Source organism: Halomonas sp. HK25, from assembly GCF_047795635.1.
Taxonomy (GTDB): Bacteria; Pseudomonadota; Gammaproteobacteria; order Pseudomonadales; family Halomonadaceae; genus Halomonas.
Genome location: NZ_CP181044.1, coordinates 1,898,384 through 1,922,804, shown reverse-complemented (window position 1 = coordinate 1,922,804; position 24,421 = coordinate 1,898,384). Strand labels below are relative to the sequence as shown.

The window sequence follows — 24,421 nt, the reverse complement described above, 5'->3', positions numbered from 1 at the left end:
TAGCGGCGCGCCCCCCCGGGCACACTTGGGCGAAAGGGGCATGGCAACGCCATGGTGACGGAGGTTGCACGGCCTGCTCAGCGGGGCCTGAACATCTCCTCGCCCACCTCGTCGATGAAGCGCTGGGCCTTGCTCACCATCAGCTGGTCGCAGGCCTCGCGGCCGGGCACCATGTCGGAGCGCTCGAAGCGGTGCTCCTGCGGCTCGCCGTCAGCGCCCGGCTTGCGAATCCAGCCGCTGACCCGGTACTGGCCGCCCTGGTCGGCGGGCTCGGAGATGATCTGGTAGCCCTGGTACACCACCGGCTCACCTGCCGGCGCGCCGTCGGACCCTCTGTCGCCGCCGCCCAGCAGGCCGGAAAGCCATCTTTTCAGCATCGTCTTTTCTCCTCGAACAAAAACAACGACGCCGGCATCAGCCGGCGTCGCATGCAGATCACGCAGGCGGGACTCAGTCCTGCTTGCGACCCTTGCCGGCGGCGATGCGCAGGCGCAGGGCGTTGAGCTTGATGAAGCCCTCGGCATCCTTCTGGTCGTAGGCGCCGGCATCGTCCTCGAAGGTGGCGATGGACTCGTCAAACAGCGACTGCTCGGATTTTCGGCCGACCACGATGGCGTTGCCCTTGTAGAGCTTCATGCGCACCACGCCGCAGACGTTGTGCTGGGTCTCGTCGATGGCGGCCTGCAGCATGCGACGCTCCGGGCTCCACCAGTAACCGTTGTAGATCACCTTGGCGTACTTGGGCATCAACTCATCCTTGAGGTGAGCCTCCTCGCGGTCCAGGGTGATGGACTCGATGGCGCGGTGCGCCCTGAGCATGATGGTGCCGCCGGGGGTCTCGTAGCAGCCGCGGGACTTCATGCCCACATAGCGGTTCTCGACGATATCGAGGCGACCGATACCGTTGTCTCCGCCCAGCTTGTTGAGGGTCTCGAGCACTTCGTGGGGGCGCATCGGCGTGCCGTCGATGGCGACGATATCGCCCTTCTCGAAGGTCAGCTCCACGTAGGTAGGCGTATCAGGCGCGGTCTCCGGGGAGACGCTCCAGCGCCACATGTCCTCCTCGGCCTCGGCCCAGGGATCCTCGAGGATGCCGCCCTCGTAGGAGATGTGCAGCAGGTTGGCATCCATCGAGTAGGGCGACTTCTTCTTCTTGGAGGAGAAGTCCACCGGGATGCTGTGCTCGTCGCAGTAGGCCATCAGCTTCTCGCGGGAGGTCAGATCCCACTCACGCCAGGGAGCGATCACCTTGACGCCCGGCTTGAGCGCATAGGCGCCCATCTCGAAGCGCACCTGGTCGTTGCCCTTGCCGGTGGCGCCGTGGGAGATGGCGTCGGCGCCGGTCTGGTTGGCGATCTCGATCAGGCGCCGAGCGATCAGCGGGCGCGCGATGGAGGTGCCGAGCAGGTACTCGCCCTCGTAGATGGTGTTGGCGCGGAACATCGGGTAGACGTAATCGCGCACGAACTCCTCGCGCAGGTCCTCGATGTATATCTCCTTGACGCCCAGGGCCTCGGCCTTGGCGCGTGCCGGCTCGACTTCCTCGCCCTGGCCGATGTCGGCGGTGAAGGTCACCACCTCGCAGTTGTAGGTCTCCTGCAACCACTTGACGATAACGGAGGTGTCCAGGCCACCGGAGTAGGCGAGCACGACCTTCTTGACATCGGACATTCGGGGCTCCTCGATGAAAGCTAGGGGGTTGGCATCAGGGGAGGCAGTATAGCGCGCCATCGGCACGGCGAATACCGGCCCCGGGACGCCCGAAGGTCAACCTGCTAGACTTGCGCGGATTCGCCCCGGGGCCTTCGGGACGGGGAAGACCGAGACCGAAAGACGCAAGGAGAGGGTGAATGAGCGAGGCGATCGCCCGCGACCTGCTGGCACTGCGATTCCGCAGCTTCCTGCCGGTCGTGGTAGACGTGGAGACCGGCGGCTTCAACGCCGAACGCAACGCGATCCTGGAGATTGCCGCGGTGACCCTGACCATGGACGCCCAGGGCAACCTGCTGCCCGAGTCCACCTATGCGTTCCATGTAACGCCCTTCGAGGGGGCCGACGTCGAGCAGTCAGCGCTGGACTTCACCGGCATCAAACTCGACGACCCGCTGCGCCAGCAGGTCGCGCTCTCGGAGGCCCAGGCGCTGAGCGAGATCTTCCGGCCGGTGCGCAAGGCGATCAAGGCCCACGGCTGCACCCGCGCCGTGCTGGTTGGCCACAACGCCGCCTTCGACCATGGCTTCCTGAACGCCGCCGTCAACCGCTGCGGCATCAAGCGCAACCCCTTTCACCCCTTCTCCAGCTTCGACACTGCGTCGCTGGCCGGACTGATGTACGGCCAGACGGTGCTGGCCAGGGCCTGCGGCGCCGCCGGCATCCCCTTCGACAACGGCGAAGCCCACTCGGCCCGCTACGATACCGAACGTACCGCCGAGCTGTTCTGCGCCATGGTCAACCGCTACAAGGACCTGGGCGGCTGGTCCCAGGCCCAGCGCGAGCAGGGGATGGAGGAGCAGCCGTAAGCCGTAAGCTGGAAGCTGGAAGCTGGAAGCTGGAAGCTGGAAGCTGGAAGCTGGAAGCTGGAAGCTGGAAGCTGGAAAGCAGCATAAGCTTGTTGCACCCCATACCAAACACCCCCGCAGCACTGCTACGGGGGTGTTTTTTCTTCAAGCTTCAAGCTTGTGGCTTCAAGCTCCAGACGAAGTCTGGTTGTGCTTGGCGGCGGCCTCCTTGATCAGCTTATCGAGCTCACCGCTCTGATGCATCTCCACCACGATATCGCAGCCACCGACCAGCTCACCCTCGACCCACAGCTGGGGAAAGGTGGGCCAGTTGGCGAACTTGGGCAGCTCGGCGCGGATGTCCGGATTATCAAGAATATTGACGAAGGCGAAGCGCTCGCCGCAGGACATCAGCGCCTGGACGGTCTGGGCAGAGAAGCCACACTGGGGCAGCTGCGGAGTGCCCTTCATGTAGATCAGGATGGGGTTCTCGCCGATCTGGCGCTGGATGTTCTCGAGGGTGGTGCTCATGGCGTCTCCCTGTTCATGTCGCGAATGCCGGTGCGGGCCAATACCCGAGTTCGGCGCTGGGTCTTGATCACCCATTCTACTGATCCCGCGCGCGTTGCGCATCCCCCGGCGCCTGGCTAGGATGGACGTTTTTTCCCGTGGAGCACGCCCAATGGCCACCCGCCACTTCCTGACCCTGCTGGACCTGAGCCAGGACGAGCTGCGCTATCTCATCCAGCGCGCCATCACCATCAAGCAGGAGCTGAAGGCCCAGGGACCGACCTACGCCCCCTTGCGCAACCGCACCCTGGCGATGATCTTCGAGAAGTCCTCGACCCGCACCCGGGTCTCCTTCGAGACCGCCATGGCGCACTTCGGCGGGCACGCGCTGTTCCTGTCGCCCCGCGACACCCAGCTCGGTCGTGGCGAACCCATCGGCGACACCGCCCGCGTGCTCTCGGAGATGGTCGACGCGGTAATGATCCGCACTTTCTCCCATCCCGGGCTGGAGGAGTATGCCGCCGCCAGTTCGGTGCCGGTGATCAACGCATTGACCGACGACTATCATCCCTGCCAGCTACTGGCCGACGTGATGACCTGGACCGAGCTGCGTGGCAGCGTAGCCGGCAGGACGGCGGTATGGATCGGCGACGGCAACAACATGTGCCACTCCTGGATCAACGCCGCCCGACAGTTCGACTTCCAACTGCGCATCTGCTGCCCCGAGGGCTATGAGCCGCGCCGGGATATCCTGGAGGCCGCCGGCAACCGCGTCACCATCCTGCGCGACCCCGCCGAGGCGGTCATGGACGCCGATCTGATCACCACCGATGTGTGGGCCTCCATGGGTCAGGAGGAGGAGCAGGCCAAGCGCGAGGCCGACTTCGCCGGCTTCCAGGTGACCGAAGTGCTGCTTGACCGAGCCAGGGCCGACGCCCTCTTCCTCCACTGCCTGCCTGCCCACCGCGGCGAGGAGATCAGCGAGACCCTGCTCGACGACCCGCGGGCCGTGGTATGGCAGGAAGCCGGCAACCGCCTGCACGCCCAGAAGGCGCTGATCGAGTTCCTGCTGCTCGGGCGAGTCGAGGACTGATCCGGGACAGCGTCCCTGCGATGCTCCACCGCAGGGACGCGTCCCGGCACTTCGCATTAGACCTTTACTTCGCATTAGACCTTTGTATAACACCAGGCTTGGTAGTATACTGCGCTGCAGCACACACTCAGCGTGAAAGGAAATGCGACACATGATGATCGACGCTTCCCCTCTCGCCGGCATGCAGCGAAGCCTGCGCCAGTGCCTCTCCAACATGGCCGCCATGCTTTATCACCATGGCTACGTGCTGGAAACCGTCTCCATCCCCCACCGGGGGCTCGAACGCCATGACGTGGCGAACCTCTCAAGCGCCTCCAGCGAATGGCAGACCTGCGAGAAGGTCCTGATCAATAGCGAGGCGGCCTCATGGAACGAACACAACCGGCTGGTGCTCACCTCCCTCGGCCGTGAACTGCTGTTCGACATGTTTGGTGAAGGCGCCGCCGACTGCGCCGGATAGCGACACTGCCCCCGATGCCCGCTGGGCAGAGCGAGAGACCACCGTCCCACCCGGCATCGCCGCGGCGGGGCTGCAGCCTTCCGGTGCCCGACCGCCATGGCCACCCCTGACCGGGCTCAGGCCAACCCAGCGACGTGACGTCATTCAGCAGACCCCCCGGCAAACGAAAAAACCGCCTGGTGCGGCGCACCAAGCGGCTGATTCATCTAATTCTGTTGGTGGAGCCTAGCGGGATCGAACCGCTGACCTCAACACTGCCAGTGTTGCGCTCTCCCAGCTGAGCTAAGGCCCCACGCCGTCTCGACTCGCGAGAACGAGGCATATATTAGGCACCCCCGCGGATGGCGTCAACCCCCGAATGGAAATCCCAAGGATACTTTCCACCTTCACCGAAGTTGTGCCACTCTTCGACTGGGAGCTCTCATCTCCCGCCGCCTTTTCCCTATCAGCCTATACGCTCAGGAGCCGCTGCCTTGATCCGGGTACTGATTGCCGACGACCATCACCTGGTGAGGACCAGCATCGCCCACCTGCTGAACGCCGAAGAGGATCTCAGCGTGGTCGGCGAGGCCTCCGATGGCGAGAGCGCCATCGCCGAGACCCGCCGCCTCTCCCCCGACGTAGTGCTGATGGATATCCGCATGCCCGGGATCGGCGGCCTGGAAGCCACACGCAAGATCCACCGCACACAGCCCGACACCCGCGTACTGGTCCTGACCGCCTGGCTCGAGGAGGCCTTCGCCCAGCGCCTGCTCGACGCCGGCGCCTTCGGCTTCCTCAGCAAGGACTGCCAGCACAACGAGATGGTTTCGGCCATCCGCGGCGTCTTCCACGGCCAGCGCTACGTCAGCCCCGAGGTCGCCCAGCGGCTGGTGCTGTCGCGCATCGATGCGTCGGAAAATCCCTTCGATCAGCTCTCCCAGCGCGAGATGCAAGTGGCGATGATGATCGTCAACTGTCAGAAGGTGGCCGACATCTCCGACCGGCTCTTCCTCAGCCCCAAGACGGTAAACACCTACCGCTACCGTATCTTCGACAAGTTGGGCGTACAGACCGACGTGGAGCTGACCCACCTCGGCCTGCGCCACGGCCTGGTGGAGGGCTTCGCCAGCGTCGAGTGAGCACCTGCCGGGCCTGCCGCCCGGCATGATCTGCTAGGATGTCTCTCCCGTCTGCGATTGCACTTCCACCATGACCTTCGATCACCGTCACTTCCTCAGCAGCGCCAGCGATTCCCCGGGCGTCTACCGCATGCTCGACGCCCGGGGCGAGACCCTCTATGTGGGCAAGGCACGGCGCCTCAAGTCACGCCTGGCCAGCTACTTTCGTGGCGCACTGAACACCAAGACCCAGGCGCTGGTGGGACGCATCGCCGACATCCAGGTCACGGTGACCAACAGCGAGACCGAAGCCCTGCTGCTGGAACAGACCCTGATCAAGGAACTGCGCCCGCCCTACAACATCCTGCTGCGCGACGACAAGTCCTACCCCTTCGTCTTCGTCACCGACCGCCACCCCTTCCCGGCACTGGAGTACAAGCGGGCTCGAGCGCGCCGCGACGACGGCCGCTACCTCGGCCCCTACCCCAGCAGCCTGGCGGTGCGCGAGAGCCTCTCGCTGATGCAGAAGATCTTTCGCATCCGCAACTGCGAGGACAGCGTCTTCGCCCATCGCACCCGGCCCTGCCTGCAGTTCCAGATCGACCGCTGCAGCGCCCCCTGCGTGGGCCACATCAGCGAGGCGGACTACCGCCGCGACCTGGAACATGCCGTGCAGTGCCTGGAGGGCAAGAGCGACCAGGTGACCCGCGAGCTCACCGAGGCCATGGAGGCCGCCAGCCGCGAACTCGCCTTCGAAGAGGCCGCCCGGCTGCGCGACCAGATCCAACAGCTGCGCCAGCTCCAGCAGCGCCAGTTCGTCGACACCGGCGACGGCGATGCCGACATCTTCGCCCTGGCCACCCGCCCCGGGGCGCTGTGCATCTCGGTGCTCAGCGTTCGCCACGGCCGGTTGCTGGGTGCCCGCCATCATGCGCCCGCCAATGGCCTCGACCTGCCGGCCGACGAGTTGCTTGCTGAGTTCGTCAGCCAGTACTACCTGGGCCAGGACCATGATATCCCGCGCGAGCTGATCACCAGCCATGCCCTGGCGGATCGCGAGCTGATAGAAGCGGCGCTCGGCGAACGCGCCGGCAAGCGGGTGCGCCTGGCCGACCGGGTACGTGGCCACCGCGCCCAGTGGCAGTCGCTGGCCGTCACCAACGCCGAGCAGCAGCTGGCCGGCCAGTTGGCCAGCCAGGCCCAGCTCACGCGGCGTTTTGCAGCGCTACGCGAGGTGCTCGGCCTGGCCGACACGCCCGGGCGCCTGGAGTGTTTCGACATCAGCCACAGCCACGGCGAGGCCACGGTGGCCTCCTGCGTAGTGTTCGACGAGAACGGCCCGCGCAAGTCCGACTATCGCCGCTTCAATATCGAGGGGGTGGCCGCCGGCGACGACTATGCCGCCATGCGCCAGGCGCTTTCGCGCCGTTTCCGACGCCTGGCCGACGGCGAGGGGGAACGCCCCGATGTGCTGCTGGTGGATGGTGGCAAGGGACAGCTCAACCTCGCCCGCGAGGTGTTCGCCGAGCTCGGCGTCAGCGGCGTCGCGCTGGTGGGCGTCGCCAAGGGCACCACCCGCAAGGCGGGCCTGGAGACCCTGTTTCTGGAGGCCGTGGACCGTGCCCTGGACCTTGACCCCGCCTCCCCCGCCCTGCACCTGATCCAGCACGTGCGCGACGAAGCCCACCGCTTCGCCATTACCGGCCATCGCAACCGCCGTGACAAAGTGCGCCGGACCTCCAGCCTGGAGGGCATCCCCGGCGTGGGACCCAAGCGCAGGCGCGAGCTGCTGCGCTTCTTCGGCGGGCTGCAGGGCGTCAAGCAGGCCAGCCGCGAGGAGCTCTCCCGGGCGCCCGGCATCAGCGTCACCCTGGCCGAGGCGATTCATCGCGCCTTGCATGGATGAAGGCCGCCAAGGGGGATAGAATGTGCGGGCGTTCGGCACCACCCCACCGGCAAGGACAGCGTCACGCGATGAACATCCCGAATCTCCTCACTCTGGCCCGTATCGGCTTCATCCCCCTGCTGGTGGTGCTCTTCTACCTGCCCTTCTCGTGGAGTATGCCGCTGGCCGCCGGCCTGTTCGCCCTGGCGTCGGTCACCGACTGGCTCGACGGCTACCTGGCTCGGCGCTGGAACCAGGCCACCCCCTTCGGCGCCTTCCTCGACCCGGTGGCGGACAAGCTGATGGTCGCCGTGGCCCTGGCCCTGATGATCGAGCGCTACGAGGCGGCATGGCTGACGCTGCCGGCGCTGGTGATCATCGGCCGCGAGATCGTCATCTCGGCGCTGCGCGAGTGGATGGCGGAAATGGGCAAGCGCGGCCAGGTGGCGGTCTCCTGGATCGGCAAGGTCAAGACCACCCTGCAGATGGTCGCCATCTTCATGCTGCTGGCCTTCACTCCCGGCACCCCCCTCGCACTGCTGGCCGTGATCACCCTCTACGCATCAGCCGTGCTCACGCTCTGGTCGATGATTCTTTACCTGCGCGCCGCCTGGCCCCACCTCAGCGACTCCATGTGAGTCGCCTGCAAAAGCGTTTGACAGTCACCGACTTATCCGTATAATTCGCTCTCGAGTCAGGCGGGAATAGCTCAGTGGTAGAGCACAACCTTGCCAAGGTTGGGGTCGCGAGTTCGAATCTCGTTTCCCGCTCCAGGTTCTCTCCGAACCACGACTCGATGAGGCTGGATGGCAGAGTGGTTATGCAGCGGACTGCAACTCCGTGTACGCCGGTTCGATTCCGACTCCAGCCTCCATTTCCCTCGATTTTTTCTGCTCGACACCGTGCCGCCCGGATGGCGAAATTGGTAGACGCAAGGGACTTAAAATCCCTCGGTGGCAACACCGTGCCGGTTCGAGCCCGGCTCCGGGCACCAGTCTCTCTGTCCTGCGCCTGGACCGACACCAAAGCGGCATACCTGCGGGGCCCTGCCTCATGAACCTGCCCCCCCTGCGCGACCCCTTCTTCACCTATCGCTTTCGCCGCCGCCTGCATGTGCTGCGTGTGCTGCTCGCCCTGCTGATCACCTTCGGCATCATTCGGCTGTTCGAGATTCCCCACTCCAGCTGGGCGCTCGTCAGCACCGTCATGGTGATGGGCAACCTGCCGCATATCGGTGGTGTGCTCGACAAGGGTCGCCAGCGGCTACTCGGTACCGTGCTCGGCGCGGCTACGGGCCTCGCGCTGATTCTCTCTCCTCCCGCCCTACCCCTGCTGATCCCCGCCGGCAGCCTCATCGCCATCGGCGTCGCCACCTGGCTCACCTTCGGCAACCGCCACGGCTACAGCGGCCTGATGTTCGCCATCAGCCTGCTGCTGGTCATCGGCGACGGCAGCCATGACCTGGACATCGGCCTGTGGCGCGCCTTCGACGTGCTGCTGGGCACCCTGGTGGGCATCACCGTGACCATGCTGGTGCTGCCCCAGAAGGCCACCGACATGATGCGCTTCATGCTGGCCGAGAACCTCGACCGCATGGCGCGCCTCTTCCACGCTCACACCACCGCCGCGGCCGCCCTGGACGTGGACACCCGCGCCCTGCTCAAGGCCACCAGCTCGGCACTGGTCAAACAGCGCGGACTGGTCGACGCCATCCATCGCGAGCGACGGCTGAACCGCAACGAACTCGATGACATCATCTCCCTGCAGCGCCGCATGCTCTCCACCATCGAACTGCTGCTGGAAACGCATTGGACCACGCGCGAGGGCCATGACCGCATCGAGGCCATGGCGGGCCTTCGCGACGAGCAGCATCGGCTCGCCCGGGAGCTCGGCACCCTGGCCTTTCAGGTGCGCACCGGCCAGCCCATCGCGGTCACGGTGAGCCAGTTCGACCTGCAGCGGCATGCCGCCCTGGCCGCCAGTGCGCGCAGTGACGAGGGGCGCGTGCTGTTCAGTCCCAGTGGCTATCTCTGGCTCAACCGCGAACTGGCACGACTGACCAGCGACCTTGTCGCCCGCCTGGGGGGCCTGACCCGCCTGCCGAGCCGCCGCTTGCGCCGCGCTTCTGGGCGCAAATGGGCGCATCGCGAGACCGCCACGATCGACAAAGGAACGCAGGATGACCCACGGCAACCATGATGTGCTGATCATCGGCGGCGGCGTTGCCGGCCTGGTACTGGCTCTGGAGATCGCCGACCGGCGTCGGGTCACCCTGCTGCGGCCGGCCAGCGACGACCAGGGCGCCAGCCGCTGGGCCCAGGGCGGCATCGCCGCGGTGCTCTCCCCCGGCGATGACTTCGACGCCCACGTCGCCGACACCCTGGTGGCCGGCGACGGTCTGTGTGACGCGGCGGCGGTGCGCTTCACCGTCGAACACGGCCCGGCCGCCATCGAGTGGCTGCTCTCCCTCGGGGTTCCCTTCACCCCGGACCCCAGCCCCGATGCCGGCTACCCCTACCACCTGACCCGCGAGGGCGGCCACGGCGCCCGGCGCATCATTCATGCCGCCGACGCCACGGGGCTCGCGGTGATGCAAACCCTTCAGGCCCATGTGGCCGCACACCCGGCCATCCGAGTGCTGGACGACCTCACCGCCATCGGTCTGATCGATGACGCCGCCGGCCACTGCCGCGGCGCCCGCTGCCTGGATAGCCAGGGCAGGCTGCACGAGCTTCTGGCCAGCGACACCGCGCTGGCCACCGGCGGCGCCAGCGGGCTCTATCGCCACACCACCAGCCCCCACCCGGCCAGTGGCGAAGGGATGCTGATGGGTGCCGAGCTGGGGGCGGAGCTGATGAACCTTGAGTTCCAGCAGTTCCACCCCACCTGCCTCTATGACCCGCAGGGCAGCCCCTTCCTGATCAGCGAGGCGGTTCGCGGCGAGGGTGGCAAGCTGCTCAACGTGCACGGCGAACGTTTCATGCCGCCCCTGGACCCGCGCGCCGAGCTGGCACCTCGAGATATCGTCGCCCGAGCCATCGACGCCGAGATGCAGCGCACCGGCAGCGACCATGTGCTGCTCGACATCCGCCACATGGGCGAGGCGGCGATCCACCACCATTTCCCCACTATCCATGCCCACTGCGTCGGCCGCGGCCTGGATATCAGCCGGGAGCCGATACCGGTGGTGCCCGCCGCCCACTACAGTTGCGGGGGCCTGGCCACCGACCTGGCCGGCGCGACCACGGTGCCGCACCTCTACGCCATCGGCGAGGTGGCGTGCACCGGCCTGCATGGCGCCAACCGCATGGCCAGCAACTCGCTGCTGGAGTGCCTGGTGTTCGCGCGCAGCTGCGCCGCGGCACTGGTCCGCCAGGACAGCGCAGACGATTCGGCCGCGCTGCGCCCCCTCGGTGCCGGCCGCCAGCTGGCCGACCCGTCGGCGTTGGCCGACATCCGCGAGCGGATGCGGCGCGTAATGAGCGCCCGGGTGGCCATCGTGCGACGCGACGCGGGCCTGACCGAGGCCGCCGAGGAACTGAACGAGCTGCAGCGCGATCTGGCCCCCATGGTGGCAATCTGCACCCCCAGCGCGGAGCTGGCCGGCCTGTGGCAGGCGCTGCGCCTGGCCCGGCTCACCGTGGCCAGCGCCCGCACCCGCCGCGAATCCCGCGGCCTGCACTACAACCCGGACTGCCCCGGCCACGCTCAGGGCATACCGCAGCCTTCGCGGATCCATCTCGCGGATCTTGACTGACGAGAGCCCCGCCTATCGATGCTGCACCAGCAGGCGACGCAGCCGCCACAGCGAGGCGGCGTCGCTGCTGTCCGGCCAGATCCAGAGCCGCCTGCCGTTGACACGCAGCCCGATCAGCCTGGGGCCGAGATAGTCGCAGTGAAGGGAGACCGGGCGCCAGGGGGCCGCGGCGCCGTCGCGCCACTCCCAGCGCAGGCCACCACCGTCCAGCCCCCCTTCGCCCCGAGACAGGGCACGCAGGTCACCGCGGTCGCGGCGTCGGGCGGCGTAGAGAAGGACGCCCAGCATCACGGCGACGACGAGGCCGCTAAGCCAGGCCGAGGCGTGCAGAAGGGCCATGCCGGCCACCGCGGCGGCCAGCAGGGCATGCAGGAGGAGGGAAAGTCTAGACGGGACGATGCCCAATGCTGTCGGCGCTTTCGGCATGTTCGATGATCAACTGCACGATGCGGCGGCGGCCCGGGTCCTCCGGCAACTCGCGGCGCATCAGCCACATGAAAAGATCCTGATCTTCCTCGTCGATCAGTTCGCGAAACACCGCCTGATCCGCCACATCGAGATTATCGTAGCACTGCTCGAGAAAGGGGACCAGCAGCAGGTCAAGCTCCCACATGCCGCGACGGGAGTGCCAGTAGAGCCGCTTGCGCAGTGCCACATCCTGGGGTGATTGCTCGTTCAACGTCGACCTCGCCTGCCTGGTGGGATGAGTGTCCACAGTATACCCGAGCCTATCGTCAACGGCAGCCGCCTGCGCCGCTATCTTCCAATGGTCGTAGTGCGTTGTTTTATCACAATTTGCCGAGTATGCTTAGTGCAAACAATAGCGCCAGGCGAGCCGATTGCTGCGCCCACCGCATAGGGAGAACGTCGATGACCAAGTCCGAGTTGATCGAGCAGATCGCCGCACGACAGCCGGAGCTGTCGATCAAGGAAGTCGAGGCTGCCGTTCGCCTGATCCTCGATGACATCACCGACACCCTGGCCGAGGGGGGGCGCGTCGAAATCCGCGGCTTCGGTAGCTTCTCGTTGCACTACCGCGAGCCGCGCGTCGGACGCAACCCGAAGACCGGTGAACCTGTCGCGCTGGATGGCAAGTTCGTGCCACACTTCAAGCCCGGCAAGGAGCTGCGCGAGCAGGTGGACGCCAGCCGCGCCCTCGGCTACTGACCTGCTTTGGTCACTCACACTTTGATTACCGGCACTTCCATTACAGGGGACACAAGCGCATGCGTTGGCTCAAAGGCCTGATCCTGGCCATCATCCTGCTGGTCGTCCTGCTGGTCGGCATTCTCTTCGCCGTCAACAACCAGCAGGCCCTTCCGCTCAACCTGGTCTGGATCGAGCTGCCCGCAGCCTCGCTATCCGTCTGGTTGCTGGCCTCCCTGGCGGTCGGCGTGCTGCTCGGCATGCTGGCCATGAGCGGCGTCTATCTGCGCCTGCGCACCCTGCTGACCCGCGCCCAGCGCCACAACCAGCAGCAGCGCAAGGAACTCGATCGACTGCGCGTCCAGGAGCTGAAGGAACTCCCCTAGAATGCCCGATGTCCTGCTGCTGACCCTGTTGTTGGCAGCGGTCGCCATCGGCTGGTGGCTCGGCCGCCGCGAACGCAGCAAGCCCTCCGATCCCGCGCCGTCATCCGGGCTTGCGCGGGATTATTTCGTGGGGCTCAACTACCTGCTCAACGACCAGCAGGACCGCGCCATCGAGACCTTCGTGGCGGCCCTGGAGGTCAACAGCGACACCATTGACACCCACCTCACCCTGGGCAACCTGTTCCGCGGCCGAGGCGAGGCGGATAGAGCGGTGAAGATCCACCAGAACCTGCTGGCCCGCCCCACCCTCACCGTCCCCCAGGGCGAGCGGGTGCAGTTGGAGCTGGCGCGTGACTTTCTGGCCCTGGGGCTGCTCGACCGAGCCGAACGGCTGCTGCACGCCTTGGTGCGCGACTCCCAGGACGACCAACGACGCCTGGCCGCCAAGCGCCTGCTGGTCGACCTGCTGGAGCGCGAGGGCGAGTGGCAGGCGGCGCTGGAGGTGGCCCAGCCTCAGTTGATTCGTCAGAGCGATGAGATCCGCCGTGCCGCCGCCCACTGGCTCTGCCAGCTCGCCGAGCAGGAACGCTTCGAGGCCAGCCCGGGACTTGCCCGCAAACACCTGCGCCAGGCGCTGAACATCGACCCCCGCTGTGTACGCGCCAACCTGCTGCTGGCCGCCATGGAGCACGCGACCGGCCACTACCGCCAGGAGATCCGCCTGCTCAACCGCATTCCCGAGCAGGACGCCGCCTTTACCCCTACCCTGCTGGACCCCCTGGCTACCGCCTACCGCCTGCTGGACGACGAGGAGGGGCTGATCGGCAACCTACATCAGCTGCTCGAGCGCACGCCCTTCACCAGCGTGATCATCCTGCTGGCCAACACCCTGCGTCATCGCGAGGGGCCATCTGCCGCCGTCGCGCTTGTCAGGGAACAGCTTGCCCGCGAGTCGAGCCTGGGGGCACTGGACTATCTGATGGACCTATATCGGCAGGATGACCCAGGCGAGTCGCTCGAACGCCTCGAGCTGCTGCAGCAGCATACCCGCACCCTGTTGAAGGCCCTGCCGAGACACCGCTGCCGGCGCTGCGGCTTCGCCGGCGAGCATCTCCATTGGCAGTGCCCGCGCTGCCGCAGTTGGGGCACCACCAAGCCGATCACCGGAATCGAAGGGGAATAGCCGCTCAGGCCCCCGCCAGTTCCGCCTCGATGGCGGCCAGTGCCGCCATGGGGTCCTCGGCCTGGGTTACCGGGCGCCCCACCACCAGATGGGTGCTGCCCGCTGCCATGGCGTCGCGCGGAGTCATGACACGTCGCTGATCACCGACCTGGGCGAAGCTCGGCCGAATGCCCGGGGTCACCTTGAGAAACGCCTCGCCGCACAGCTCGCGCAGCCGCGCTGTCTCCTGAGCCGAGCAGACCACCCCATCCATGCCGCTCTGTCTGGCCAGCAGGGCCAGGCGTTCCACCTGCTCCGCCGGCGAGACGCTGACGCCCACGTCCACCAGGTCATTGGCCTCCATGCTGGTCAGCACCGTGACCGCAATCAGGTGAGTGGACAGGCCGTGGCGCTGCAGCCGCTCTTTCGCCGCCTCCATCATACGGCGTCCGCCGCCGGCGTGGACGTTGACCATCCATACGCCCTGCTCTGCCGCCGCCTGCACCGCGCCGGCCACGGTGCTGGGAATATCGTGGAACTTGAGGTCCAGGAATACCTCGAAACCGCGGCCGTGCAGCGCCTCCACCACGTCCGGGCCGCTGCGGGTGAACAGTTCTTTACCTACTTTCAGGCGGCAGCGCGCGGGATCCAGGCTATCGGCCATGCACAGGGCGGCATGCAGGGAAGCGTAGTCGAGGGCAATGATCAGAGGCGAATCGGTAGACACGGGCCGGGCTCCAGGCAAGGGGACGGATGGCAGACATTATATCAGCCCGAGCCGCTAACTCGCGTAGGAGATCTCACCAGGCCCGCGTACCCCAAAACGCCACCAGGATGGGCGTTTCGATACGCGCGTCTGTCTGCCCTCACCTATAACGGATGACGGCGCCGGCCCACACTGTGACTCACCGGCAACCGCTAGCTTGAAGAGTGTCCCGCGGGACAACTTTCCACGACAAAAGAGACAACAAGAGGACACGATCATGAAGGGAATGACACGTAACGCACTCGCCGGCGCGCTACTCGCCCTACTGCTCGGCCTGGCGCCGCTAGGCGCCGTGGCACAGGAGGTGGCACCGATCAACGTCAATACCGCCGATGCCGAACTGCTCGCCGAACTGCCGGGCATCGGCCCGGCCAAGGCAGCCGCCATCATCGAGGATCGCAACGCCAACGGCTCCTACGAGAGCGCCGAGGACCTGACTCGGGTCAGCGGCATCGGCGCCGGCACCGTGGCCAGCCTGGAAGACCAGGTCAGCTTCTGAGCGGAGGTGTAAGCAGAGCGGCCGCCGGGGACTCCCCCGGCGGCCGCTCTGCTTCATCAGGTGGCCACTGACTCAGAGGCGCAGGCCACCGTCGCACTCGATGACACGCCCGGTGAAATAGGCGTTCTCGAAGATGAAGGCTACGCTACGGGCGATGTCCTCCGGCTGGCCCAGGCGGCGCAGCGGCACGCCGGAGGTCAGCTTGTCGAGCATGTCCTGGCGCATGGAGGCGGTCATGTCGGTCTCGATGAAGCCCGGGGCCACGCAGCCAGCGCGAATGCCATAGCGCGCCAGCTCCTGCGCCCAGGTCGTGGTCAGTGCCACCACCCCGGCCTTGCAGGCAGCGTAGTTGCTCTGGCCCATGTTGCCGGCCCGGGAGATGCTGGAGATATTGACGATCACCCCTTCATGACCCGCCTCGATCATCTGGCTGGCCGCCTCACGGCCGCACAGGAATACGCCGGTCAGGTTGACGTCGACGACCGCCTGCCAGTTCTCCAGCGACATTACCTTCTCGACCTTGCCCTCCTTCGCCTTCACCAGCAGGGCGTCGCGCAGAATACCGGCGTTGTTGACCAGGCCGCTCACCGGGCCCAAGGAGGTGGCGATATCGCCGAAGGCCTGCTTGACCGAGGCCTCGTCGGCCACGTTGGCCACGAAGCCGCGGGCTTCGATGCCCACCTGATGCAGCCGGGTAACGGCATCGTCCAGGGTGGCGCCATCGGTATCGAGCAGTGCCAGGCGGGCACCACGGTTACCGAGCAGCTGAGCCATGGCCAGACCGAGGCCACGGGCGCCGCCGGTAATCGCAATCACGGAGTTATCCAGTTTCATCGTCAAACCTCCTGGGGAATGGGCGACCCAGGGCCGTCGATCAGGCACAGCCCTGCACATCGCTTTTGCTTAGTACAGGTACTGTAGCAGAGTTTGTGCAGTGCACCATAACGCTATTCTTATGACATTTTATTGCAGCTGCCGCCATCAAGGTACGCGCTGGCAGTCAATGCTTGATTTCCGCGGGGCCGCCCCCATCTTCTGCGGAACTGTCATCAGCGGAGTCCCCATGCCCTTTCTGCTTGCTTTTACCCTCTTCGCCCTGCTCGACTTCGTCATTCTCTTTTCGGTGGGCAGTCAGATCGGCCTGCTTACTACCCTGCTGCTGGTGCTGGCCACCGGCTTCATCGGCCTGCACCTGATCCGACGCGAAGGCGCCGCCACCTTCGCCCGTGCCCGCGAACGCCTGGAGCGCGGCGAGGTACCCTCAGGCGAACTGCTCACCGGTGCCGCACTGATCTTCGGCGGCGCCCTGCTGATGGCGCCCGGCTTCGTGTCCGATGCCCTGGGTTTCATGTGCCTGATTCCCGACGCGCGCCGTCTGCTGGGCAAACTGATCGCCCGGCTGGGCATCCGCGCCCAGGGGATCCACGTTGGCGGCGGCCATGGTGACGGCCCCCGCCAAGGGCACGATGCCGACTGGCAGCAGGCCTCGGGGAGTCGTCGGCCGTATGACGCCCGGGATGCGTCATCGTCGCACGGCGACGATCAAGACGGTCCGCTCGAGGGTGAGTTCATCTCCGGCGACGACAGGCGGCGCTGAATCAAAAAAAATTCCTCACGGGCCTTGAAAGCCCTCTGGTGAGCCCCACTTATCGGTCAGCAGCAGGCTTCGGCGCGGTTGCCGCGCCATTGACACGGAAGGCGTCCAGCGCCTCCTCCTCGTAGGCAGCGTCTGCGAGGCGATGACCAAAACCGCCGGGTCTTCCCGGCCATCTGACCCCTCAGGAGAACGTGAGCAATGAACATCCGTCCCTTGCACGATCGCGTCATCATCCGTCGCGTTGAAGAAGAACAGAAAACCGCTGGCGGCATCGTGCTTCCGGGCAGTGCCCAGGAAAAACCGACTCGTGGTGAAGTGCTTGCCGTGGGTAACGGCCGGATTCTCGAGAACGGCGACGTCCGTCCCCTGGACGTGAAGGTCGGCGATAGCGTGATCTTCAAGGATGGTTTCGGCGTCGAGAAGCAGAAGATCGACGGCGAGGAAGTTCTGATCATGAGCGAGTCCGACATCCTGGCCGTGGTCGAGGGCTGAGGCCCAACCGTCCAGCGCGATGCTCAACATCTGACGATCACGTCTGAACCTCAAGTATCTGACGTTCAAGCAACAACAGGAAGATTTCGAAAATGGCAGCGAAACAAGTCAAGTTCTCCGATGATGCCCGCAAGCGCATGGCCCGTGGCGTCGATGTCCTGGCCAACGCTGTGAAGGCCACCCTGGGCCCGAAGGGTCGCAACGTGGTGCTGGAGAAATCCTTTGGCTCCCCGACCGTCACCAAGGACGGCGTCTCCGTGGCCAAGGAGATCGAGCTCAAGGACCGCTTCGAGAACATGGGCGCCCAGATGGTCAAGGAAGTCGCTTCCAAGACCTCCGACGTCGCCGGTGACGGCACCACCACCGCCACCGTACTGGCCCAGTCCATCGTCAACGAGGGCCTCAAGGGCGTCATCGCGGGTATGAACCCGATGGACCTCAAGCGCGGCATCGACCAGGCCGTCATCGCCGCGGTCAAGGAGATCGAGGCCCTGTCCGTGCCCTGCACCGACACCAAGGCCATCGCCCAGGTCGGCACCATCTCCGCCAACGGCGACAAGCGCATCGGCGAGATCATCGCCGAGGCCATGGAGAAGGTGGGCAAGGAAGGCGTCATCACCGTCGACGAGGGCCGTGGCTTCGAGGACGAGCTGGAAGTCGTGGAAGGCATGCAGTTCGATCGCGGCTACCTGTCTCCCTACTTCGTGACCAACCAGGACACCATGCAGGTCGAGCTGGAAGACCCGTACATCCTGCTGGTCGACAAGAAGATCTCCAACATCCGAGAGCTGCTCCCGGTGCTGGAAGCCGTCGCCAAGGCGGGCAAGCCGCTGGCGATCATCGCCGAGGACATCGAGGGTGAGGCACTGGCCACCCTGGTGGTCAACACCATGCGCGGCATCGTCAAGGTCGCAGCGGCCAAGGCCCCGGGCTTCGGCGACCGTCGCAAGGCCATGCTGCAGGATATCGCCATCCTCACCAACGGCACCGTGATCTCCGAGGAAGTGGGTCTGACCCTCGAGCAGGCCAACCTGGACCACCTGGGCACCGCCAAGCGCGTGACCATGTCCAAGGAGAACACCACCATCATCGATGGCGCCGGTAACGAAGGCGACATCGAGGCGCGCGTCGGCCAGATCCGCGCCCAGATCGAGGATACCTCCTCCGACTACGATCGCGAGAAGCTCCAGGAACGCGTCGCCAAACTGGCCGGCGGCGTGGCCGTCATCCGCGTCGGCGCCGCCACCGAAGTCGAGATGAAGGAGAAGAAGGCTCGCGTCGAGGACGCCCTGCACTCTACCCGCGCAGCGGTCGAGGAAGGCGTCGTGCCCGGCGGCGGTACTGCCTTGGTGCGCGTGCTGACCAAGATCAAGGACCTCAAGGGCGACAACGAGGACCAGACCCACGGCATCGCCATCGCTCTGCGCGCCATGGAGTCCCCGCTGCGCCAGATCGTCACCAACGCCGGTCAGGAAGCCTCCGTCATCCTGAACCAGGTGAAGGCTGGCGAAGGCAACTACGGCTACAACGCCCAGACCGGCGAGTTCGGTGACCTGTTCGAGATGGGCGTGCTGGACCCGGCCAAGGTGACCCGCAGCGCGCTGCAGTCCGCCGGCTCTATTGCTGGCCTGATGATCACCACCGAGGCCATGATCGCCGACGATCCGGACGAGAAAGACTCCGCGCCGGACATGGGCGGCATGGGTGGTATGGGTGGCATGGGCGGCATGATGTAATCAGCCCCTGATCCCCAGGACACACCGTCCGCGATCGACCCCCGCCGGGAAACCGGCGGGGGTTTTTTGTTGTCGGCTCGGCGCTGGGCCCTGGCTTCTGTAAGATACTCGACCTCACCAGCCTTCCGCCGACCGCCTGCCCATGCTCTCGAATATCCGCATCGTCCTCGTCCAGACCTACCATCCCGGCAATATCGGCGCCTCGGCGCGGGCCATCAAGACCATGGGCCTCACCGACCTGGTGCTGGTCAACCCGCGCCGCTTCCCCGACCCCGAGGCCTCACGGCTGGCCGCCGGCGCCGAGGACCTGGTGGAAAGCGCCCGGGTGGTGGGCTCGCTTGCCGAGGCAGTGGCCGACTGCGTGGAGGTGGTAGGCGCCAGCGCTCGGCTGCGCAGCCTGCCGCTGCCCCACTTCGACGAGCCCGACGCGATGGCCCGGGAACTGGTCGAGCACGCCGCCGCGGACCCGGTGGCCCTGGTGTTCGGCCGCGAACGCTTCGGGCTGACCAACGACGAGATCCGCCTCTGCAGCCACCAGGTGAGCATCCCGGCCAACCCCGCCTACGGCATCCTCAACCTCTCCCAGGCGGTGCAGGTGCTGGCCTACGAGCTGTTCAAGGCGTGGCGTCGGCGCCCGCAGGGCGACTACCGCCCCGCCCTGCCCCCCGAGCAGCGCCAGCCCTCCCGCGAGCAGCTGGGTCACTTCCACGACCATCTGGAGCGGGTCATGCAGGCCAGCGGTTTCCTTACCCAGCCCCATGCCCGCACCGACGCTCAGTTGCAGGCGCTGTTCGCCCGTGCCCAGCCGAACCGCAAGGAGCTGTCCTTGCTGCGCGGCCTGCTGGCCTCGCTGGAGCGCCACCTGCACAGGGAAAAGGGGTAAAGGATTAGAACAGCATCGCCCCCGCCCAGCCGAAGGCGATAAGCGGGATGGTGGAAAACGACGAGCCGATGCCTGGGCCTGTCACTGTCTGTTCATGCCAGTGTGATGGCAGTGTCATCTGCAGAAGAGAAGATGCCAGAAGGCCAAGGCAGCAAAGCCACGGCAAGGGATACTGCCCAGCCCCGCCAGGGACGCGTCGGTGCAGGACGCACCACAAGGAGGATCGGCCATGGGCCGGTCAGGCACCGGGAGGGTGTCCAGGGAGGCATGGAATCACGCCACGGCATCTGCCGTGGCGTTCTTGCTGGTGGCCGGCCACATCGTCATTCCCAGCCCGGTACGCCCTCGCGGATACACCGCGAGAAATCAGGGGCTTCGTGGGCCTGGCGGGCACGCTCGGTGATATCGCCGCGGCACTTCAGCTCATGGAGAGAAAAGCCCGGCACCAGGCCACGGTGGTCGTGCACGTAGCCAGGCAGCAGCCCGGTAAGCACCAGCCGGTGGTCCATCGGCAGCCCCTCGATGATCCGGCGCATCAGCCCGAACACCAGGGTGGTGCAGTTGGCGGTGACGGTGTGATAGAAGCGCGGCGCCGCCTCGAGGCGATTGGCCTCCTCCACCAGCACCAGCAGCAGGTCGCGCCGATCGGCCGCATTGAGCCGCACCCGGTAGAGATTCACCGTCTCGCACCGAACGTTGCTGCGCAGGCGCACGGCATCCCGCTCGTCGGCGGCGATGATCGCCAGTTCGTACTGCTTGAAGAAGCCGCCGATCTCCGAGAACTGCTCGTGACGCTCGCGCCGGACCTCTACCGAGAAGGCCACAAAGTCATGCCGGCCGGACCCGGGGTCGAGGAAGCCGAAGGAGATCAGCACATGGGCGATGCCGGGTCGCCCCCAGCCGGAGACGAACAGATCCACGCTGTCGAGCGCGCGGAGATCGTACTCCCGCCGCTCCCAGGCGATCCGCGCCCGGTCCGGGGTCTGCCAATCGAAGTCCCGGACATGGTGGAGGATCAGGCGGTGCCCCTCGACCTCCCCCGTGGCCAGGTGCGCCACGTCATCGGCCCAGTCGAGGTCCATGGCGGGTTGCAGCTGCCGCCACCAGGCCAGCAGCGCGGCCATCTGTACCACCATGCCGGCCAGGGGGGCCAACCGCGCACCCTGCCAGACCAGCAGGCACCAGAGTCCCCCCGTCCCCAGCCACACCAGCACCGCCAGCCACCGCACGACGCGCGAGGCCGGCAGCCGGTGGACGAGGGCCAGCCCACCCCACAGAGTGGCCAGCAGAAGTGACGTCAGCAGCATGCCCGCGAGCAGCGATTCGATCATGGCGTCCCTTCCCGGCCGGATGGCCGCAGGCTAGCACGGCATGGCAGGAGGCCCTTCAACGCAGCGCAGCGTCAGCCCCCGGCGGGCGTCAACCAGCCGCAGAAAGACTCGAGCTCCCCGTCGAGCTCGCCGCGGGCCACCCGGCGATAGAGCCGTTGCAGCCGGGCGGTGAGGGAGTCCGCCGCGATGGGCCTCCCGGGCGGCGGTGCGCCGGCGCGGCCACCGATGTGCCGTCCATCCAGCTCACGCAGCGGCAGGATCTCGGCCGCGGTACCGGTCACGAAGGCCTCGTCGGCGGTATAGAGCTCGTCACGGGTGATGCGCCGCTCCCGCACCTCGACGCCGAGCACCTCGCGAGCCAGGTGGATCACGCTGTCGCGGGTGATGCCCTGCAGGCAGGAGGTCACCTCGGGGGTATGCAGCACACCGTCGCGCAACAGGAAGACATTGGCCGCCGAGGCCTCGGCCACATAACCCTCCGGGTCGAGCATGATCGTCTCGTCGAAGCCCGCCTTCACTGCCGTGTTGAGCGCCAGCATGGCGTTCACGTAGTGGCCGTTGGTCTTGGCCCGGCACAGGCTGATGTTCACATGGTGGCGCGCCCATGAGGCGGTCAGTGCACGCAGGCCGATCGACGCCGCCTCCGCCGAGATATAGTCGCCGAGGTCCCAGGCGGCGATCATCACGTGCACCGAGAGCCCCCTGGCCCGCAGCCCCAGCCCCTCCGAGCCGAAGAACACCGTGGGCTTGAGATAGGCACTGGTCAGGGCGTTCCTTGCCAGGCACTCGCACTGGGCCTCGATCAGCGCCGCCTCGTCGAACGGCAGCGGCATGTCCAGGGCGTAGGCGCTGTCGGCCAGCCGCCGGGTGTGCTCGGCCAGCCGAAACAGGTGGCTGCCGTGGGGCCCGGCATAGGCGCGCACGCCCTCGAAGCAGCCCATGCCGTAGTGCAGGGTGTGAGTCAGCACATGGACCCGGGCCTCGCGCCACGGTAGCCACTCACCGTCCATCCAGATCCAGCCGTCGCGATCATCGAGAGGTGTCATGGTCGGGGTTCCTTGTCGGGGAGAGCCGGCCGGTGGCGGCCCAGGCCTCGCGCCAGCCGTCGATCAGCTCACGCTGGTGGGGCTGCAGGGCCTGGTAGGCCCAGGCAGCGATCTCGTCGTTCTGGGGGTCCGGCACGCGGATGTCGCTGCCGGCGAGGGTCTGGATGACCGCATGCCCGCACACCGGCACATAGCCGTCCGAATAGCCGCCCTCGTGGATCATCACCAGTCGCCCCCCGCAGACGCGATCGGCCAGCGCCATGACTTGCGCCGTCATTCGGGCGAAGGCGGCGCTGTTGAGCAGCATCTTGCCCAGCGGGTCCTTGGCGCAGGCGTCATAGCCACAGGCCACCACGATCAACTCGGGGCCGAAGGCCTCGATGGCCGGCAGCACTAGCTGGGTCATGGCATGATCGTAGGCGCCCAGGCCGCAGCCCGGCGGCAGGGGCAGGTTGAGACTGGCCCCCAGGCCACGGCCCTCCCCCTGCTCCTCGAAGCCCCCGGTCTCCAGCGGATAGTTGCCCGCCTGGTGAAGCGAGACCGTGAACACCTCGGGGTCCGCATAGAAGGCCGACTGCTGGCCGTTACCGTGGTGCACGTCCCAGTCGAGGATCGCCACACGCCCCACCAGGCCCCGCGCACGGGCGCGCAGCACCGCCACCGGGAGGTTGCCGAGCAGGCAGAAGCCGCGGCCACGGTCGGCCTCGGCGTGGTGGCCCGGCGGGCGACAGAGCGCATAGGCGCGCGCGAGCTCGCCGCTGGCCACCGCCTCCACGGCGGCGATGGCAAGCCCCGTGGACTGACGCGCGGCGGCCAGGCTGCCCGGCATATAGGGGGCGCAGTCGCCGCCGTCACCACCCCGGGCGCGGTCGCCCGACGCCAGGGCCGCCAGGTAGCGCGCCGTATGGAAGCGCTCGAGGTCCTCGCTGTTCGCCGGCGGGGGCTTGCGCACCGCCAGCGCGTCGATCAGACCCGAGACCTCCAGCAGGTTCTTCAGCCGACGCTTGCTCTCGGGACTCTCCGAGGCCGGCTGCGGCTGCAGGAACTCGCCGCGCGCCGAGAAGACGCCGATGGCGCCCGGGTCATGCCAGAAGCAGCGCTCATGCCAGAAGAACCCCGTGGTGGCGCTCGTCACGGGGACGGCTCCCGCCGCTCCCACACCTCGATGGCGGCCGCCAGGTCCTCCAGCGACGCCCCTACCGACTTGAAGAGGGTGATCGCCTCGTCCGACGAGCGCCCGGGCACCTCGCCCCTGAGCAGCTCGGCCAACTCGCCACGGACCTCGTCGAAGGCGAAGGCCCCCTCGTCGACGGCCAGCAGGAGATCCCCCGCCTCCCCCCTCGCCCCGGCATGGGTGTCCACGTACACCTCGCTGCGAGTGAGGCACTCGGCATCGGTCTCGCGCATCGTGGGGCGAAAGGCCCCGATCAGGTCGAGATGGGTGCCGGGAGCGAGCCAGGCACCGAGAATCAGCGGCTCGGTGGAGAGCGTCACGCAGCTGATCAGGTCCGCCTCGCGGCTGGCGGCCTCCAGGTCGGTGACCGCCGCCGTATCGAAGCGGTCGGCATACTCGGCGGCGAGCGCCTCGGCCTTCTCGAGGCTGCGCCCCCAGATCCGCACGCGGCGGATGGGGCGCACCGCCGCATGGGCCTCGATCACCATGGGGGCCAGCTTGCCGGTCCCCACCACCAGCAGGCTCTCGGCATGCTCCCGGGCCAACTCGCGGGCCGCCAGGGCCGAGGCCGCGGCGGTACGTCGGCGTGTCAGCTCGCTGCCGTCGATGCAGGCCAGGGGGCGCCCGTGGGCGCCCTCGCTCAACAGGTAGACGCCGGCAATGGCGGGAAGGCCATGCTCGGCGTTCTGCGGGAAGACATTGACCATCTTCACGCCGATGTAGCCCTCGCGTTCCCAGGCCGGCATCAGCAGCATGGTGGCCTCGCCGTCGGGCCGGTGCATGGCATGGTGATGGCGCGGCGGCGACTCGACCCCCTCGCGGAAGGTGGTCGCGAGGCGCTCGACCAGGGACTCCCAGGGCAGCGAGGCCGCCACCTGCTCCGCCGTGATGATGCGCATG

Annotated in this window: 27 protein-coding genes and 4 tRNA genes; 19 read left to right on the top strand and 12 right to left on the bottom strand. The window is 66.9% G+C overall.

Going from position 1 to position 24,421, the window contains the following annotated elements; all coding sequences use genetic code 11:
* Positions 1-77: 77 nt before the first annotated feature.
* Both ACM26W_RS09240 and ACM26W_RS09235 read right to left on the bottom strand, forming a co-directional pair.
* Complete coding sequence (locus ACM26W_RS09240; RefSeq protein ID WP_416140536.1) at positions 78-377, bottom strand: HlyU family transcriptional regulator; 300 nt, start codon at positions 375-377, stop codon at positions 78-80.
* Positions 378-450: 73 nt separating this feature from the next.
* Positions 451-1,671: an argininosuccinate synthase gene (locus ACM26W_RS09235; RefSeq protein WP_416140535.1), complete on the bottom strand. Its 1,221-nt coding sequence runs from the start codon at positions 1,669-1,671 to the stop codon at positions 451-453.
* Positions 1,672-1,850: 179 nt separating this feature from the next.
* Here ACM26W_RS09235 and rnt point away from each other — a divergent pair, with 179 nt between their 5' ends.
* Positions 1,851-2,519, top strand: a complete 669-nt coding sequence (gene rnt, locus ACM26W_RS09230; RefSeq protein ID WP_416140534.1) for a ribonuclease T — start codon at positions 1,851-1,853, stop codon at positions 2,517-2,519.
* Between the two features lie 165 nt (positions 2,520-2,684).
* Here the strand turns inward: rnt and ACM26W_RS09225 are convergent, their stop codons facing one another.
* Complete coding sequence (locus ACM26W_RS09225) at positions 2,685-3,029, bottom strand: Grx4 family monothiol glutaredoxin (RefSeq protein ID WP_416140533.1); 345 nt, start codon at positions 3,027-3,029, stop codon at positions 2,685-2,687.
* 151 nt (positions 3,030-3,180) lie between these two features.
* Between ACM26W_RS09225 and argF the strand changes: the two genes are divergently transcribed.
* A complete protein-coding gene (argF, locus tag ACM26W_RS09220; RefSeq protein ID WP_416140532.1) occupies positions 3,181-4,101 on the top strand; it encodes an ornithine carbamoyltransferase in 921 nt (306 codons plus the stop codon).
* 151 nt (positions 4,102-4,252) lie between these two features.
* Complete coding sequence (locus ACM26W_RS09215; protein ID WP_416140531.1) at positions 4,253-4,561, top strand: hypothetical protein; 309 nt, start codon at positions 4,253-4,255, stop codon at positions 4,559-4,561.
* Between the two features lie 216 nt (positions 4,562-4,777).
* Here the strand turns inward: ACM26W_RS09215 and ACM26W_RS09210 are convergent.
* Positions 4,778-4,853, bottom strand: a tRNA-Ala gene (locus ACM26W_RS09210).
* 181 nt (positions 4,854-5,034) lie between these two features.
* On the opposite strand from ACM26W_RS09210, the gene ACM26W_RS09205 reads away from it, so the two are divergent.
* The 8 genes from ACM26W_RS09205 (at position 5,035) to nadB (ending at position 11,303) form a co-directional block, all read left to right on the top strand.
* A complete protein-coding gene (locus ACM26W_RS09205; RefSeq protein ID WP_416140530.1) occupies positions 5,035-5,682 on the top strand; it encodes a response regulator in 648 nt (215 codons plus the stop codon).
* Between the two features lie 70 nt (positions 5,683-5,752).
* Positions 5,753-7,567, top strand: coding sequence for an excinuclease ABC subunit UvrC (uvrC, locus tag ACM26W_RS09200; RefSeq protein ID WP_416140529.1), 1,815 nt, complete (start codon positions 5,753-5,755; stop codon positions 7,565-7,567).
* Positions 7,568-7,635: 68 nt separating this feature from the next.
* Positions 7,636-8,184 (top strand): CDP-diacylglycerol--glycerol-3-phosphate 3-phosphatidyltransferase, encoded by a 549-nt coding sequence (gene pgsA, locus ACM26W_RS09195; protein WP_416140528.1) that lies wholly within the window; start codon positions 7,636-7,638, stop codon positions 8,182-8,184.
* A gap of 60 nt (positions 8,185-8,244) precedes the next feature.
* A tRNA-Gly gene (locus tag ACM26W_RS09190) sits at positions 8,245-8,319 on the top strand.
* A 27-nt stretch (positions 8,320-8,346) separates the two neighbouring features.
* A tRNA-Cys gene (locus tag ACM26W_RS09185) sits at positions 8,347-8,420 on the top strand.
* Between the two features lie 33 nt (positions 8,421-8,453).
* Positions 8,454-8,540 (top strand) — tRNA-Leu (locus tag ACM26W_RS09180).
* A 59-nt stretch (positions 8,541-8,599) separates the two neighbouring features.
* A complete protein-coding gene (locus tag ACM26W_RS09175) occupies positions 8,600-9,745 on the top strand; it encodes an FUSC family protein (protein ID WP_416140527.1) in 1,146 nt (381 codons plus the stop codon).
* Entirely contained in the window at positions 9,726-11,303 is a 1,578-nt protein-coding gene (nadB, locus tag ACM26W_RS09170) for an L-aspartate oxidase (RefSeq protein WP_416140526.1), read from the top strand. The genes ACM26W_RS09175 and nadB overlap by 20 nt, the downstream gene beginning before the upstream one ends.
* Before the next feature lie 12 nt (positions 11,304-11,315).
* Here nadB and ACM26W_RS09165 read toward each other — a convergent pair whose 3' ends face one another.
* Together ACM26W_RS09165 and ACM26W_RS09160 are read right to left on the bottom strand one after the other, a co-directional pair.
* Positions 11,316-11,642 carry a hypothetical protein gene (locus tag ACM26W_RS09165; RefSeq protein WP_416140525.1) on the bottom strand — a complete coding sequence of 109 codons (327 nt, stop codon included), beginning with the start codon at positions 11,640-11,642 and terminating at the stop codon, positions 11,316-11,318.
* A 46-nt stretch (positions 11,643-11,688) separates the two neighbouring features.
* Positions 11,689-11,982 carry a succinate dehydrogenase assembly factor 2 gene (locus tag ACM26W_RS09160; protein WP_416140524.1) on the bottom strand — a complete coding sequence of 98 codons (294 nt, stop codon included), beginning with the start codon at positions 11,980-11,982 and terminating at the stop codon, positions 11,689-11,691.
* A 125-nt stretch (positions 11,983-12,107) separates the two neighbouring features.
* On the opposite strand from ACM26W_RS09160, the gene ACM26W_RS09155 reads away from it, so the two are divergent.
* The 3 genes from ACM26W_RS09155 to lapB are packed head-to-tail and all read left to right on the top strand — an operon-like array spanning position 12,108 to position 14,018.
* A complete protein-coding gene (locus ACM26W_RS09155; protein WP_416140523.1) occupies positions 12,108-12,470 on the top strand; it encodes an integration host factor subunit beta in 363 nt (120 codons plus the stop codon).
* Positions 12,471-12,529: 59 nt separating this feature from the next.
* Positions 12,530-12,835, top strand: a complete 306-nt coding sequence (locus ACM26W_RS09150; protein ID WP_416140522.1) for a lipopolysaccharide assembly protein LapA domain-containing protein — start codon at positions 12,530-12,532, stop codon at positions 12,833-12,835.
* A gap of 1 nt (position 12,836) precedes the next feature.
* Complete coding sequence (lapB, locus tag ACM26W_RS09145; RefSeq protein ID WP_416140521.1) at positions 12,837-14,018, top strand: lipopolysaccharide assembly protein LapB; 1,182 nt, start codon at positions 12,837-12,839, stop codon at positions 14,016-14,018.
* Between the two features lie 4 nt (positions 14,019-14,022).
* Here lapB and pyrF read toward each other — a convergent pair whose 3' ends face one another.
* Positions 14,023-14,724: an orotidine-5'-phosphate decarboxylase gene (gene pyrF, locus ACM26W_RS09140; RefSeq protein WP_416140520.1), complete on the bottom strand. Its 702-nt coding sequence runs from the start codon at positions 14,722-14,724 to the stop codon at positions 14,023-14,025.
* 256 nt (positions 14,725-14,980) lie between these two features.
* On the opposite strand from pyrF, the gene ACM26W_RS09135 reads away from it, so the two are divergent.
* A complete protein-coding gene (locus ACM26W_RS09135; RefSeq protein ID WP_416140519.1) occupies positions 14,981-15,262 on the top strand; it encodes a ComEA family DNA-binding protein in 282 nt (93 codons plus the stop codon).
* A 72-nt stretch (positions 15,263-15,334) separates the two neighbouring features.
* On the opposite strand, the gene ACM26W_RS09130 is transcribed toward ACM26W_RS09135, so the two are convergent.
* A complete protein-coding gene (locus ACM26W_RS09130; protein WP_416140518.1) occupies positions 15,335-16,096 on the bottom strand; it encodes an SDR family oxidoreductase in 762 nt (253 codons plus the stop codon).
* Positions 16,097-16,325: 229 nt separating this feature from the next.
* On the opposite strand from ACM26W_RS09130, the gene ACM26W_RS09125 reads away from it, so the two are divergent.
* The 4 genes from ACM26W_RS09125 to ACM26W_RS09110 all read left to right on the top strand — a co-directional run bounded on the left by ACM26W_RS09125 (position 16,326) and on the right by ACM26W_RS09110 (position 19,970).
* On the top strand, positions 16,326-16,859 hold the full coding sequence (locus ACM26W_RS09125; protein WP_416140517.1) for an FxsA family protein: 534 nt from the start codon (positions 16,326-16,328) through the stop codon (positions 16,857-16,859).
* Positions 16,860-17,057: 198 nt separating this feature from the next.
* Positions 17,058-17,351, top strand: a complete 294-nt coding sequence (locus ACM26W_RS09120) for a co-chaperone GroES (RefSeq protein WP_416140516.1) — start codon at positions 17,058-17,060, stop codon at positions 17,349-17,351.
* Positions 17,352-17,443: 92 nt separating this feature from the next.
* Complete coding sequence (gene groL / locus ACM26W_RS09115; RefSeq protein WP_416140515.1) at positions 17,444-19,087, top strand: chaperonin GroEL; 1,644 nt, start codon at positions 17,444-17,446, stop codon at positions 19,085-19,087.
* A gap of 142 nt (positions 19,088-19,229) precedes the next feature.
* Positions 19,230-19,970, top strand: coding sequence for an RNA methyltransferase (locus ACM26W_RS09110; protein WP_416140514.1), 741 nt, complete (start codon positions 19,230-19,232; stop codon positions 19,968-19,970).
* A 323-nt stretch (positions 19,971-20,293) separates the two neighbouring features.
* On the opposite strand, the gene ACM26W_RS09105 is transcribed toward ACM26W_RS09110, so the two are convergent.
* From ACM26W_RS09105 to ACM26W_RS09090, 4 genes are all read right to left on the bottom strand, one after another.
* Positions 20,294-21,301: a DUF4105 domain-containing protein gene (locus tag ACM26W_RS09105; protein ID WP_416140513.1), complete on the bottom strand. Its 1,008-nt coding sequence runs from the start codon at positions 21,299-21,301 to the stop codon at positions 20,294-20,296.
* A gap of 71 nt (positions 21,302-21,372) precedes the next feature.
* The gene (locus ACM26W_RS09100; RefSeq protein ID WP_416140512.1) at positions 21,373-22,347 is read right to left on the bottom strand and encodes a branched-chain amino acid transaminase; all 975 of its coding nucleotides are present in this window, start codon (positions 22,345-22,347) and stop codon (positions 21,373-21,375) included.
* The gene (locus ACM26W_RS09095) at positions 22,331-23,482 is read right to left on the bottom strand and encodes a class II histone deacetylase (protein ID WP_416140511.1); all 1,152 of its coding nucleotides are present in this window, start codon (positions 23,480-23,482) and stop codon (positions 22,331-22,333) included. The genes ACM26W_RS09100 and ACM26W_RS09095 overlap by 17 nt, the downstream gene beginning before the upstream one ends.
* Positions 23,479-24,420, bottom strand: coding sequence for an ornithine cyclodeaminase family protein (locus ACM26W_RS09090; RefSeq protein WP_416140510.1), 942 nt, complete (start codon positions 24,418-24,420; stop codon positions 23,479-23,481). The genes ACM26W_RS09095 and ACM26W_RS09090 overlap by 4 nt, the downstream gene beginning before the upstream one ends.
* Between the last annotated feature and the right edge of the window lies 1 nt (position 24,421).

Excerpts from the sequence above, each read along its gene's own strand:
- ACM26W_RS09090 (WP_416140510.1), bottom strand. The coding sequence starts at position 24,420 with ATGCGCATCATCACGGCGGAGCAGGTGGCGGCCTCGCTGCCCTGGGAG.
- ACM26W_RS09225 (WP_416140533.1), bottom strand. The coding sequence starts at position 3,029 with ATGAGCACCACCCTCGAGAACATCCAGCGCCAGATCGGCGAGAACCCC.
- uvrC (WP_416140529.1), top strand. The coding sequence starts at position 5,753 with ATGACCTTCGATCACCGTCACTTCCTCAGCAGCGCCAGCGATTCCCCG.
- groL (WP_416140515.1), top strand. The coding sequence starts at position 17,444 with ATGGCAGCGAAACAAGTCAAGTTCTCCGATGATGCCCGCAAGCGCATG.
- rnt (WP_416140534.1), top strand. The coding sequence starts at position 1,851 with ATGAGCGAGGCGATCGCCCGCGACCTGCTGGCACTGCGATTCCGCAGC.
- ACM26W_RS09175 (WP_416140527.1), top strand. The coding sequence starts at position 8,600 with ATGAACCTGCCCCCCCTGCGCGACCCCTTCTTCACCTATCGCTTTCGC.
- ACM26W_RS09155 (WP_416140523.1), top strand. The coding sequence starts at position 12,108 with ATGCTTAGTGCAAACAATAGCGCCAGGCGAGCCGATTGCTGCGCCCAC.
- ACM26W_RS09215 (WP_416140531.1), top strand. The coding sequence starts at position 4,253 with ATGATGATCGACGCTTCCCCTCTCGCCGGCATGCAGCGAAGCCTGCGC.
- ACM26W_RS09235 (WP_416140535.1), bottom strand. The coding sequence starts at position 1,671 with ATGTCCGATGTCAAGAAGGTCGTGCTCGCCTACTCCGGTGGCCTGGAC.
- lapB (WP_416140521.1), top strand. The coding sequence starts at position 12,837 with ATGCCCGATGTCCTGCTGCTGACCCTGTTGTTGGCAGCGGTCGCCATC.
- ACM26W_RS09135 (WP_416140519.1), top strand. The coding sequence starts at position 14,981 with ATGAAGGGAATGACACGTAACGCACTCGCCGGCGCGCTACTCGCCCTA.
- ACM26W_RS09150 (WP_416140522.1), top strand. The coding sequence starts at position 12,530 with ATGCGTTGGCTCAAAGGCCTGATCCTGGCCATCATCCTGCTGGTCGTC.
- pgsA (WP_416140528.1), top strand. The coding sequence starts at position 7,636 with ATGAACATCCCGAATCTCCTCACTCTGGCCCGTATCGGCTTCATCCCC.
- ACM26W_RS09120 (WP_416140516.1), top strand. The coding sequence starts at position 17,058 with ATGAACATCCGTCCCTTGCACGATCGCGTCATCATCCGTCGCGTTGAA.
- ACM26W_RS09110 (WP_416140514.1), top strand. The coding sequence starts at position 19,230 with ATGCTCTCGAATATCCGCATCGTCCTCGTCCAGACCTACCATCCCGGC.
- argF (WP_416140532.1), top strand. The coding sequence starts at position 3,181 with ATGGCCACCCGCCACTTCCTGACCCTGCTGGACCTGAGCCAGGACGAG.
- ACM26W_RS09125 (WP_416140517.1), top strand. The coding sequence starts at position 16,326 with ATGCCCTTTCTGCTTGCTTTTACCCTCTTCGCCCTGCTCGACTTCGTC.
- ACM26W_RS09130 (WP_416140518.1), bottom strand. The coding sequence starts at position 16,096 with ATGAAACTGGATAACTCCGTGATTGCGATTACCGGCGGCGCCCGTGGC.
- ACM26W_RS09240 (WP_416140536.1), bottom strand. The coding sequence starts at position 377 with ATGCTGAAAAGATGGCTTTCCGGCCTGCTGGGCGGCGGCGACAGAGGG.
- ACM26W_RS09165 (WP_416140525.1), bottom strand. The coding sequence starts at position 11,642 with ATGGCCCTTCTGCACGCCTCGGCCTGGCTTAGCGGCCTCGTCGTCGCC.
- ACM26W_RS09100 (WP_416140512.1), bottom strand. The coding sequence starts at position 22,347 with ATGACACCTCTCGATGATCGCGACGGCTGGATCTGGATGGACGGTGAG.
- ACM26W_RS09105 (WP_416140513.1), bottom strand. The coding sequence starts at position 21,301 with ATGATCGAATCGCTGCTCGCGGGCATGCTGCTGACGTCACTTCTGCTG.
- nadB (WP_416140526.1), top strand. The coding sequence starts at position 9,726 with ATGACCCACGGCAACCATGATGTGCTGATCATCGGCGGCGGCGTTGCC.